10 protein-coding genes are annotated in these 12,182 nt (G+C 44.7%); 7 read left to right on the top strand and 3 right to left on the bottom strand.

Annotated features, from left to right (window positions below; all coding sequences use genetic code 11):
* The first annotated feature begins 331 nt into the window (after positions 1 to 331).
* Together asnB and MH117_RS14160 are read left to right on the top strand one after the other, a co-directional pair.
* Complete coding sequence (gene asnB, locus MH117_RS14165; protein WP_239329409.1) at positions 332 to 2,179, top strand: asparagine synthase (glutamine-hydrolyzing); 1,848 nt, start codon at positions 332 to 334, stop codon at positions 2,177 to 2,179.
* Between the two features lie 227 nt (positions 2,180 to 2,406).
* Entirely contained in the window at positions 2,407 to 2,889 is a 483-nt protein-coding gene (locus tag MH117_RS14160) for a hypothetical protein (protein WP_239329407.1), read from the top strand.
* Between the two features lie 40 nt (positions 2,890 to 2,929).
* Here MH117_RS14160 and MH117_RS14155 read toward each other — a convergent pair whose 3' ends face one another.
* From MH117_RS14155 to MH117_RS14145, 3 genes are all read right to left on the bottom strand, one after another.
* Positions 2,930 to 3,514, bottom strand: coding sequence for a DUF3238 domain-containing protein (locus tag MH117_RS14155; RefSeq protein ID WP_239329406.1), 585 nt, complete (start codon positions 3,512 to 3,514; stop codon positions 2,930 to 2,932).
* A 267-nt stretch (positions 3,515 to 3,781) separates the two neighbouring features.
* On the bottom strand, positions 3,782 to 4,003 hold the full coding sequence (locus MH117_RS14150; protein WP_239329405.1) for a helix-turn-helix domain-containing protein: 222 nt from the start codon (positions 4,001 to 4,003) through the stop codon (positions 3,782 to 3,784).
* A 533-nt stretch (positions 4,004 to 4,536) separates the two neighbouring features.
* Positions 4,537 to 6,114: an MDR family MFS transporter gene (locus MH117_RS14145; RefSeq protein ID WP_239329404.1), complete on the bottom strand. Its 1,578-nt coding sequence runs from the start codon at positions 6,112 to 6,114 to the stop codon at positions 4,537 to 4,539.
* 268 nt (positions 6,115 to 6,382) lie between these two features.
* Here MH117_RS14145 and MH117_RS14140 point away from each other — a divergent pair, with 268 nt between their 5' ends.
* From MH117_RS14140 to MH117_RS14120, 5 genes are all read left to right on the top strand, one after another.
* Positions 6,383 to 7,306 (top strand): TetR/AcrR family transcriptional regulator, encoded by a 924-nt coding sequence (locus MH117_RS14140; protein WP_239329403.1) that lies wholly within the window; start codon positions 6,383 to 6,385, stop codon positions 7,304 to 7,306.
* 1 nt (position 7,307) lies between these two features.
* Complete coding sequence (locus MH117_RS14135) at positions 7,308 to 8,081, top strand: energy-coupling factor transporter transmembrane component T family protein (protein ID WP_239329402.1); 774 nt, start codon at positions 7,308 to 7,310, stop codon at positions 8,079 to 8,081.
* Between the two features lie 103 nt (positions 8,082 to 8,184).
* The gene (locus MH117_RS14130) at positions 8,185 to 8,787 is read left to right on the top strand and encodes an ECF transporter S component (RefSeq protein WP_239329401.1); all 603 of its coding nucleotides are present in this window, start codon (positions 8,185 to 8,187) and stop codon (positions 8,785 to 8,787) included.
* Positions 8,788 to 8,845: 58 nt separating this feature from the next.
* A complete protein-coding gene (locus MH117_RS14125; RefSeq protein WP_239329400.1) occupies positions 8,846 to 10,441 on the top strand; it encodes an ATP-binding cassette domain-containing protein in 1,596 nt (531 codons plus the stop codon).
* Between the two features lie 110 nt (positions 10,442 to 10,551).
* Complete coding sequence (locus MH117_RS14120) at positions 10,552 to 12,072, top strand: MDR family MFS transporter (protein WP_481857270.1); 1,521 nt, start codon at positions 10,552 to 10,554, stop codon at positions 12,070 to 12,072.
* The last annotated feature ends 110 nt before the right edge of the window (positions 12,073 to 12,182 follow it).

Raw genomic sequence — 12,182 nt, 5'->3', positions numbered from 1 at the left:
ATGGTATTCGCTTAACGAAGTAGGAATATAAGATTATACAGGCCACTTTATTCGGAAAGAATGTCAACTGCTAAATCTTAAATTATACATATGTTATAAATATTTACTGTAAAAGTAATATTGGCATAGGGCGGTATCTTGTACTATGATGGAGAGTATGATTTTTGAGAATCGATTGTTGTCGGCGGTGTCGTTTTCCGTCAAAAAGGTTTATAATGTAGCGAAGGCTGTATAATGTATCAGCAATGCCCTCCGCGTTAGTCGCAGGGATTTCATAATACGAATTAATTCGACACTGTTATACGTGTTAGCGAAGGGGTTAGGGAGAACAATGTGTGGAATAGCGGGCCTATTGAATTTTGACGGTCAACAGCCGTCTGAACATATTATTAGCAGCATGATGTCGGTCATTCATCATCGTGGACCGAATGATGGCAAGTTGTGGATCGGCGATCGTGTGGGACTTGGATTCCGTCGTCTGTCTATCATTGATGTGGCGGAAGGCGCTCAGCCATTGAGTAATGAGGACGATTCGGTCTGGATCGTGTTTAACGGGGAAATTTACAATTATATGGAGCTGCGCAACGATCTGATCCATCGTGGTCATCAGTTCAAGACCCATACAGATACAGAAGTTATTGTGCATTTGTATGAAGAGCATGGCGAGGATTGCGTCCATCATTTGAGAGGCATGTTCGGTTTTGCCATCTGGGATCGCAACAAGCAGCAACTGTTCCTGGCACGAGACCATTTTGGAATTAAGCCGGTGTATTACTTCTATAACCATGATATGTTTGCGTTTGGTTCGGAGATCAAGAGCTTGCTCACCGTTCCCGGAATGCCGCGCCAATTAAACATGAACAGCTTCTACAATTATTTGACGTTCCAATATGTCCCGGACCCGGATACGATGTATGACGGCATACATAAGCTCCCGCCGGCCCATACCATTACGATACCATTCGAAGGTGCTCCACAGATTCGTAAGTATTGGGACCCGATGTTTGACCCGATGGATCGTCCATTGTCACAAGTGCTCGAAGAGATTCGGGATGTCATGACGGATTCCGTGAAGCATCACTTGCATAGTGAAGTACAGCGGGGATGTTTCTTGTCGAGTGGTATCGACTCAACGATCACGTCTACACTGATGCGTTCAATGGAGCCCATCAAGACGTTTAGTGTTGGCTTTGAAGGCGCGAATAACGAGACCATTATTGCCCGTGATACAGCGCGTCAAATCGATACGGAGCATTATGATCGGATGATAACGGAAGAAATGTACTTTGACGCCGTTCCACGTGCTATCTGGCATTTGGATGAGCCGATTGCAGACCCATCCGCCATTGCGCTTTATGAAGTAGCAAGACTGGCTCGCGAGCACGTCACGGTAGTATTGTCTGGCGAAGGGGCGGATGAATTGTTTGGCGGGTATCGGATTTACCGGGAACCCCACTCTTTGCGCTATCTTTCCTGGATGCCGGAGGGAATGCAGCGCTCAGTGAATCAGATGTTGAAGAAGATGCCGAATTTCTACGGCAAGAACTACTTGATGCGTGGCACCACGCCGCTTGAAGAGCGTTTCTTAGGCAACGCTAATATTTTCTCAGATGATACGAAGCTAGGTCTGCTGCGTGCAACAGAAGAGCAGATTGAGACGTTCTCTAAGCCGTTTGACAAGGCAAAATTATATTATGACCGGACTAAGCATCTGGACCCAGTATCCCGCATGCAGTATATCGATATGAATCTGTGGATGCCTGGTGACATCTTGATGAAAGCGGACAAGTTGACGATGGCGCATTCGATGGAACTGCGAGTACCGTTCCTAGACCGCAAAGTATTTGATGTCGCACGTCGTATCCCGATGAAATACCGCATTGCGGAAGGGACGACCAAATATGCACTGCGCAAGGCGATGCAGGGGGTTATTCCGGATTCGGTGCTAAATAGACCGAAGCTTGGGTTCCCGGTACCGATGCGTGACTGGATGCGTACACAGCGGGCCGATACGATGTGGGAGCATATCTCTGCGAGCGGGATCGATCCAATCATTAACTTAAGCGCGGTTGAAGATATGTTCCGCCGCCATAAAGCCGGACAAGGTGATTACTCACGTAAGCTATGGGTGTTGTATGTGTTTGCACTTTGGCATGCGACATTTATTAAACACGTGTAATGTTTAAATACTGAATAAACACAACAAGACCGCTTATGGACACTCATTCAGGTAGGGTGAGACCACAAGCGGTTTTTTGATTCCTACTGAATGGGAAATAAAGGAGGTATAGTAACATTCAAACCATTATATGCAATTTGCTTATTTAAATCCTTTTGATATTTGGAATCAAATGGTATATTAATATTGTGGTGGAAAAAACTAGAACAGAAAGGTGTGAATGTAGCATGCGAAGGACTTTATTTTTTGGATTTGTTGCTGTATCGAGCTATTTTACAGGGATTCTATTTTATGTTTGCCTTTTTTTATTTATATACCAACAAAATATTGTTCACGAAATAGGGAAACTCATAACTTGGACGGCCCCATCTTACATTTTTATCGTAATAGCTTGTTATTTAGGTATCGATCTGGTTCTTAAGATAAAAAGCGTGTCATCATTTTTTATACGCACCGTTATATTTATACTAGTGGGAATTATCCCAACTTATATAGCTGCCGTAATGATGGGATTTCGTTTTTTTGTAGATATTAGCTACTTTGTATCTTCTGAAGCACTTCCTTTTTATGTATTTTTCACTGGGACAGCTTTAGTGTTCTCTTATGGCTGCCATGTTGCACAGAAAAAACAGGGTGTAAAGATTTATACGGCTATTTCTATACTTGTTATCGTGGTAACGCTAGGTGTACTTAATCAAAATGTAATTTAATACAGGTCAAGCTTGTGGAGAGGCTTGACCTGTATTCTGATTATACCGTTTTATCTACCTTGTACTCCATATCTCCGCCTAAAGAAAGTGGAGTATCGCCCGTTTTTCTAGGGTCGTGTGTATAAATCTTAACAGGGGTACCGTTATCAACACGTTTGTAAATTTCATGTGCAGGATAGCCATCATGCTCACCAACTACAGTGACAGTACCGTCGCTTTTTACAGTAACGTCGTATTTCCAATCAATATTTGGAGCATCCGTAAACAATGGATTCCCAGTCGAAGCACGAATGGAAAAAGATGCAGAGCTGCTGCTTATACTTTTCTGTGAAAAAGTTAGTCCTTCATCTCCTGCTTGTTTATGTGCATAACGAGTTGCCTCACCTTTCTTGCTAACTGTCTTCTCCGTTGTAGGCCCTACACTCTTATAGGGTGTAATCACTTTGTTTTTAAAATCAACCACAATATGCTGGACCATTTTTGAAAGACTTGGCTGATTCTCAGTATAGTAAGTAAATTCCCTGTTATTTCCATTATAGTACACATCAACAGCAGAGGTTGACCAAAAAAGAATCCAATCTTGAGGAATAAAAGCAGCTACCCTCAATACTACAATATTAGCCATCTAAACCACTCCTTTTTATTTGATGCAGCATAGGGAATTTCGGAATTAATACAATCCCCCTGTATTAATTCTTTTTTATGCTCTCATGTATAAGGTGTTTCAGAGGGTCAATTAACAACCTTGATTTAAAAAAGGGAACAAAATATTATAGGTATTTATAGTGATAATATTAGAACTACTAGTAATGACAGGGGATCCGCATCATAGTATGCAAGTACATTGTTGAGGGTAATTTCTGGTGAAGACTCGGTTCGAATAGCATACGTGTTAACGAGCTTTTCTTTTTTTAAACAGTTCAATTAATTCCACAATCATACTTTGAACGGCATCTTCTTGTGGCATTTTAATAAACCTGCTCAAATGAATGATGTCTTCTTTAAAGAAATTTATTAGCTTTACGATGGCGTCATTGTTGTTCTGTTGGGCTAAATGAATCAGTCTTGAGAACTCATCTTCTGATATAGAAAAAGGAGACTTTTTTTCTTCCATTTATTCACCGCCTGTTGACTTATATTTAAATTTTGAGCAACTTGTCCCTCAGTCTTATCTTGTAGGTATATTTCATTTATAATTTTTTTCCCAGTAGCTGAAGGTATAGAGGAAATCAATTGATGCAATAAGATTGTTTCGACCCACTCAGTCGAGTTCTCAGGCTGTGGACTATTATGAGTTAGTGGAAGCTCGCGATTACAATTTCTTCTCGCTCGATATTGCAAACGCCATGCGATTCTATGAAGTTCCTCTTTATAAGAATCAATAACACTTAAGCTTTGGTTCATTATGATACGCCCCTTATATAATTAATGACTTCATAAATTATGGAGAGCAGAAATAGTATTTAACAACCAAAATAAGAACTTATGTTCCTATAATAATATTTTTAGTTCGATTAACAAAGACAAAAATTGTAATATTTTATAATAAAAAAGGATAAAAAAACTTCCACATCACTGGAAAGTGACATGGAAGTTTTGCATTCAGTATAGTTACAGACTCCAATTATTAATTAATAATTAACTTAATTAAGCTACGCCTTGTTTCTCTTTGCTGCCTGGCTGTAGTCTTCCCTTACCAATAAACAGCGATACGAGTATACCCAGCACAATAAAAATCAGGCCGCTCAAAAATACGGTAGAGAAAGAAGCTGACCAATTGTCTTTAACGAGATTAATAATTGTGTCTTTCGCTTCTGCTGGAATTTTCTGCTGCACCTCAGGATTAACCAAAATCTGATACAGCTTGTTGGAATCCGTTCCAATCTGTTCAAACATCCCTTTGACCATAGGGTCTGCTTGTGCTGTGGCAGAGGCCATATTGGATTTGACCACTTCGTTCATTATGACGTTAAATACAGTGGCACCAATTGTTCCCCCGATAGAACGGAAAAATGTAGTCGACGAAGTAACCGTACCAAGCTGCTCGCGCGGAAACTCATTTTGGACGACAATGGTAATCGTAGGCATCACCAGACCGATTCCGAATCCGAGCACAATCATAAACATATAAGCGGTGAACTGTGAAGTGCCAACCCCCATTGTGCTCATCAAATAAAAACCAATACCGGCAATAGCCATACCTGCAGCCAGTACACTGCGGTAAGGTACTTTTAAGAGCATTCTTCCCCCAAGTATACTAGCTGCAATAAGGGAAATCATCATAGGTGTCATCGTCGAACCTGCTTGAGTGGAGGAGACACCCAGGATACCTTGCATAAACATAGGCACAAACATAATTGCTCCGAACATACCCAAGCCTACAAGGAAACCAAGTGCAGAAGATACATTAAATACACGGCTCTTAAACAAACTCATGTCGATAATCGGTTCCTCTGCGCGTCTCTCTACAAAGATAAACAAGACTAGAAATACAAATGATGCTGCGAACAATGATAAAGTCGTGAAGGAATCCCAAGGGTAGGTCTCATGATCAATGGACAAGGCCAGCAGCATAAGCACCAAGCACGGGATTAGTGTCATAATGCCGGACCAGTCAATTGGTGGTCGCTTGCCCGACACTGAAATTTTAGGCTGTTCAATCGCCTTCATGCCAATAAAAATAAGCGCTGTAGACAACAAACCAAAAGGTACATTAATCAGGAAGATCCAATGCCAGCTAATATGGTCTACAATAAACCCGCCGATGAACGGCCCAATAACAGAGCTTAAGCCGAATATGGCTCCAAATACGCCCTGCCACTTGGCCCGCTGTTCAGCGTCAAATATATCACCGATAATCGTCTGCGACATGGGCATCAGCATACCGCCGCCCAAGCCTTGAATGGCTCGATAGATGACAAGCTGCTCCATATTGGTCGCAGTCGCACAAAGAGCGGAGCCGACAACAAAGATGAGCCAGCCGATCAAATAAATAAATCTTCTGCCGAACATATCGGCCAGTTTTCCTGCAATTGGGATAACGGTCGTGGAACAGATCATGTATGCCGTGGTTACCCAAGCAAAGAAGGAGAATCCGTTAAGCTCCTTAATAATCGTTGGCATAGCCGTACCCACGATTGTCTGTTCCAAGGCGCTAAAGAACATCCCTAAGATCAGCCCGGCCAACACCATGTTGCGCCTTGACTTTACGTGGTCATTACTCATGTGAATATCACCTTAATCCTTTCTAAATCTGTGCCTAGTGCTGTATTCTTTCTCACGCGACCGCACATTACTGACGCTTTGGACACTGGCGTGACCAAGTGGTCAAAAATAATCATGACTTGTAATATATACTGTGATGACCTAAAAGTCAAATGTTTTCGTTCTAAAATATTTCTTTCACAAAGAGCTTTGTGTTACCATTAGGGGTAGAACATAACCGATGTATGACTTTATGGTCAAATGACATCGGTGAGGAGGCCGAGTCACATTGGAACCGAAGAAGCGTCAGATTATGGAAGCCGCCTTGGCGTTATTTGCCGAAAAGGGATACCATGATACGTCGATTCAAGAAATTGCGGATCGAATTGGTATCGCGAAAGGGTCTATTTACACGTTTTTCCGTTCAAAGGAAGAGCTGATGACTACAATATTTGAATATTATCACCAGCATATGTACGAGAAACTTCGTGACACTTTAGCTGAACAGGTGCCCCCGCGAGACAAGATGGAACGATTAATTACCCAATCATTGGAACAGTTTGTTCGATTTAAAATGTTTATTTTTTTGCAAAGAAAAGAAGCACATTTACAGCAGAAGCGCGAACTTAAAGAGATGATATTTGATTTCCGAGCGAAGCGCTTCTTTACTTACCGGCATATTGTTAGTGAAGTGTACGGCTCTCAAGCGGAACCTTACTGGTTGGACTTGGCAGCTGTATTAAGTGGGATGACTTTTGAGTTTATGAATTATACAGCTTTTGATAAAAAACATATCGATTATCAGAGAGTAAGTGGATTTATTATGAGTGTTTTGGATGCATCTGCTGAGCATTTTATGAAACGTAAGACGGAACCGCTGCTCACCGATGATATGATGAATGACTTCATTCGTGCAGGTCGGATTGGGATATCTCCGCAACAGCAAGAACTACTAAATACGGTATGGAAGCTCAAAGATACAATTGCAGCCTGGGATTGTGATGTGAAGCATAAAGAAGAAGCGGAGCAGGCTTATACGGTGCTGGAATCTGAAGTATTAAAGGGTAATGGAGATAGCGTGAAAGCACGGGCTATGGCGATGTTCCTCCAGTCGATGCCAAATTCACTGATTCACGAGGCTGTCGCGGATGTATTCAAGGGAATCGTATTGCTGACGGAAGCGGTGGAGAGCGGTAGGGGGTTAAAGTTGTAGTATGGTTAACATCGGCAAGAGCGGAACAGTCCGCCTCCGAGCATGGCTGCATAGACTGGACCCGATTACAAAAGGAATATGGCTGCTCAGCACAGGCCTAGCCGTCATGATGACAATGTCTTTGGCGGGACAAGCTGCCTGGTTTGCTTCTGTCCTCTTATTTGCATGGACAGGGGGGGATTGGAGCGGCAGACAATGGAGGCTGCTCTTCATTTGGTTGCTGGGCTTTGGCATACCGCTTATTGTGTTTCAATGGCTCGTGCTCCCGGGTGAGACGCCGATTCTGTCGTCGCTAACCGGGAAGCTGCTGACCGAAGAGGCGCTGCGCGATTCGGTCAGCTTAACGCTGCGATCGATGACGTTAATGGCGTCATCGATCGTGTATGCGACGACCACGGAGCCGCGCGATGTGGTCGTCGCGCTTGTAGGCCAGCTGCGCGTACCGGATCGCGTAGCGTACGCGGCTGCCATTGCGCTTCGCTTCGTGCCGCTGCTGCTGGCCGAAGCGGAGCAGATGCGCCATGCGCAGCGCCTGCGGCGCATGGCGCCCGCACGCGGGGTTGGCGAGCGGCTTCGCTCCGCTCGTCAACTGCTGCTCGCCGTGACCCAGGCTGCGCTTCGCCATGTTCACATCGTCTCGACGTCAATGGAGGCGAAGCGCTTTGGTCAAGGCGGACAGCGGACCCTGCGGCGAAAGCTGCGAATTCGGCCTCAGGGAATAGGGTTGGCTGCGGTTTCTATAGGTACCGCAGTCACTTCCCTATACTGGCTGTAGCCTCGTAGGCGTGTGTTAAATAATTTACGCTTGCATTTCTCAAGGTCCCCTTGTACTTTATATAAAGGTAAACCATTTTTATTTGAAGAGGGGTAACATTTACATGAGACAAGTAGGTAAATCATTTATACAGTCCATCACGATTACCGAGTGGGTACTGATGGCACTTTTAGCTGCATCTAACAGCGTGCTATCTAGTTTGATCTCACCGCTTAACAAGCTGCTGACTGCATGGGGAGGACCTATACTTACATCAACTACGACCGGATTATATATGGTTTACGGTTTGCTTGCTATGTATATTATTCGCAAGCCAGGCGCGGCCTTATTTACCTATGCTATAGGTGCATTGCTGCAGATTATGATCGGGGTAGCCTACGGTGCTTGGTCTGCAATAGCTGCAGCGGCATGTTACGCTGTTATCGTGGAGCCGATTTTCTATTTGTATCGGTACAAAAGGTTCGGGTGGGTTACGATGTTGTTAGTGGGAACTATTATGGTGCCGTTATGGTTTGTAGTTGCGGCATTTATGTTTGGGTATACGAAGTATGCAGCTGTAATCTTGCTTATTACTTTGGCTGTGCGGTGTTTAAGTGGAATGCTGCTTTGCGGTGCTCTAACCAAGTGGCTGGGTGATCAATTAGCAGGAACACGATATGTTCGTCCGTTTGCAATTGGACGAGATTCTCGCTCTAAACAAGCTTGAGTCCAATCGATTTTACGATTAATATTATGTAAGAGCATACACAAGGGAGGGGCTATCTGTGGAACGACGACAGATGGAGTACAGTTTGCAGCAGCCCCTGCACAGAGCGGAGAAGGTCATGCGTGTAGAACGCGTGACCTTTACCTATGTAGGGGAGCGTACGCCGGTACTACAGGAGTGCAGTATAACGATCAAGCCGGGTTCTGTTCATCTTGTTGTCGGTCGTAATGGGAGTGGCAAAACCACGTTGTGCAAGCTGCTTGCAGGTTTAATGCATGAGCATGACGGCAGTTTGTCTGGTCATGTTGGCTGGTTAGAGTGTGAGGAGGGAGCAGATAGTTCAATTCACGGAACAGGCGAAGGCGAAGAATGGAAAGCGTCTAAGAGAAGTTCCTTATGTCTCCCACCAGAGCTTTCTCCTATAATTGGATATATTGGCGGTGACGCTGCTCAACAGTTTGTAATTGGTGTAGTTGAGGATGAGCTCGCATTTGGTCCAGAAAATATGGGAGTAGATGCCGAAGAGATCGAGCGTAGAATTGACGTCCAATTGACAGCAGTGAGTATGGAGTTGTACCGGCAGGCAAAGGTAGAACGGTTGTCTGGAGGCCAACAGCAGCGAATAGCAGCAGCATCGGTGTGGACGATGGCGCCGGATGTGCTTATTATTGATGACGCCTGGAGCCATCTCGACGCAGAGGGACGCGGGCAGTTTGCAGCATCGCTATATAAATGGATGTACCCGAACGGTGAACGCTCAGCTACTCGTACATTATGGATGACGGTTCCACGAATCGATACGGAGGATTTGCAGTATCCAATTTGGCAGCAGGCGGCATGCTGGGAACTGGAGGACGGCAAGCTCCAACCGTATAAATCTGTCGCCCCTGTAAACCGTGCCCATATGGCTACTGTCAGCATTTCAGAAGAGGAGGCAGCAAGTTCGCGGACAAAAGAGGAACAGACTATGCCAGTTCACGTTGTACTTGACTCGGTATCTGCCCGCTACTCGCATGGACCCGAAGCGTTGCGCAGTGTAACTGCTGAGGTGCGTGGAGGGCAGGGCATATTGCTGAACGGCGTAAACGGTGCGGGCAAATCAACTTTATTCCGTGTATTGACCGGCGCGTTACGCGGCTATCGCGGATCTGTTTTGTTTAACAACTGTGAATTACGTATGATGAAGGCGGAACAACTAGCCCGTTATGTTGGATATGCGCCTCAACAAGCTTATGCGTCATTTATTACCGATCAGGTCTGGAAAGAATGTATGGTCGTGCGGGATTCTTTGTACAATTCTGGTATTATACTTGATCAAACTTTATCTGCCGAGGAGTGGTGCCGCAACCAGCTGTTGAAGCTTGATATGCTGCACGATGCTGCTCGTCATCCTCATGATTGTTCTTTATCTGCACAGCGCAAGCTTAGCTTGTTTATTGCAACTGCACATGCCCCCGCATTCATTTTGTTGGATGAGCCGACAGCGGGTTTGGACTTGCAAGCAGCACTCGACGTTATGAGCTGGTGCGATCAGGCAAGAGCTCGCGGGGCTGCCGTTGTCGTAGCCACTCATGATAAAATATGGACGGAAGCTGCTCAAGAATATTCAGACTGGCTTAATTGGAAGATGCATGAAGGAATACTGCGGATGTAAGACGAGATTATTTTGATTCTCGGCCTTTCTCAGCAGATAGCATTAGGAGGATCAATATGTCTAGCGAGACGTTAAATGGTAGTGCCTATAAGAATGGCCACGAAGCGACAATGAAGCCTGGGCGCAGCCGTCAAATGGTTACGTTGGCACTTCTATTGTCTACCTTTCTAGCTGCAATAGAAGTTACCGTTGTCAGTACGGCTATTCCCAAGATTGTAGCCGATCTTGGGGGACTTAAGCTTATTAGCTGGGTCTATGCAGCATATTTATTAACGACGGCCGTATCCACGCCGTTATTTGGCAAGTTGTCTGATTTATTTGGACGCAAAAATGTATTTATTTTTGGGTCCGTGTTATTTGTTGTCGGATCGATGTTGTGCGGCTTGTCTCAAAATATGACCCAAATGATCATATTTCGAGCGATTCAAGGGATAGGAGCTGGCGCGGTGCTGCCGGTGACATTTACGATGGTTGCCGACATCTACAACTTTGAAGAACGGGCCAAGATTCAAGGACTTTTCAGTTCGATCTGGGGAATTGCCGGGCTGGTCGGGCCGCTAGTTGGCGGTTTTTTTGTTGACTCTTTATCGTGGCATTGGATCTTTTTCTTTAATGTACCTTTTGGCATTATATCGGTATGGATGATCATCGTGACGTTCCACGAGAAGGTTGAGCGTAAGAATAAGCCGATTGATTATGCAGGTGCGGTGACGTTTACGATTGGGATGACAGCATTCTTGTTTGTGCTTATAACGGGTGGTCAGGATATTGCTTGGAATTCCCCTGTTATGTATACACTCATCGGAATTGCAGTTGTATTTTTATTGTTGTTCTTCCGAATTGAATTAAAAACAGAGGAGCCGATGGTTCCACTCCAACTGTTCCGCGTTCGAGACATTGCCGTCTCCAATGGGGTAGGCTTTTTATTGAGCGGAGTACTTATCGGTATTAATTCTTATATGCCGCTTTGGATACAAGGGGTGCTGGGAGAAAGTGCGCAGCATTCGGGATTATCCTTAACTCCGATGTCCATTGGCTGGCTGATCGGCTCCGTTGTTGGTGCGCGTATGCTGATCAAGAGCGGCGCAAGACTTGCGGTAGCTATAGGAACGACAGCAGTTGTAGTTGGTTCGGTATGGCTCGCCAGCATAAGCGGGCATACCTCGATGTGGATGATTATGGCGCTTACCTTTATTTCAGGACTTGGTTTTGGATTTTCCTTTACGTGTTTTACGATCATTGTACAATCTACCGTAGCTTGGAATCTGCGTGGTGCGTCAACAGCGCTGAATACGTTTATTCGTACACTAGGACAAACTTTGGGCATAGCGGTATTCGGCACCTTTTTGAACAGTCACATTGCACAGGCGGTTCGTGATGCTGGGCCTGAAGTGGCTTCTAAAGTGACCAATGAGGACCTGAATAAATTGTTAACACCGGAAAAGGCGAGTCAACTGGCACCGGATTTGCTTGTCCAACTACGCCAATTTCTAGAGAACGGCTTAAATAGTGTATTTATGTTATTAGCGGTACTTGCTGTGATAAGCTGGTTGTTCGTCTGGTTGATGCCAGCGCATCAGTCAGCTGCCAAGAAGCAACCATCGGAAGAGCATTGTAAACAAGCGAATTAGAGACAGATACCGACAACTAATTGTTGTCGGTTTTTTTCTGATTGTGGAGTAGGAAAAAGTAAGGTTGGTGTCGAAATGATTGTACAGGGAACTTCTATACGCAGATGGAG

The sequence above is a fragment of the Paenibacillus sp. ACRRX genome (genome assembly GCF_022346885.1).
Classification (GTDB): domain Bacteria; phylum Bacillota; class Bacilli; order Paenibacillales; family Paenibacillaceae; genus Paenibacillus_B.
Note: the sequence above shows the minus strand (reverse complement) of the source record. Positions and strands in the feature narration are given on the sequence as shown.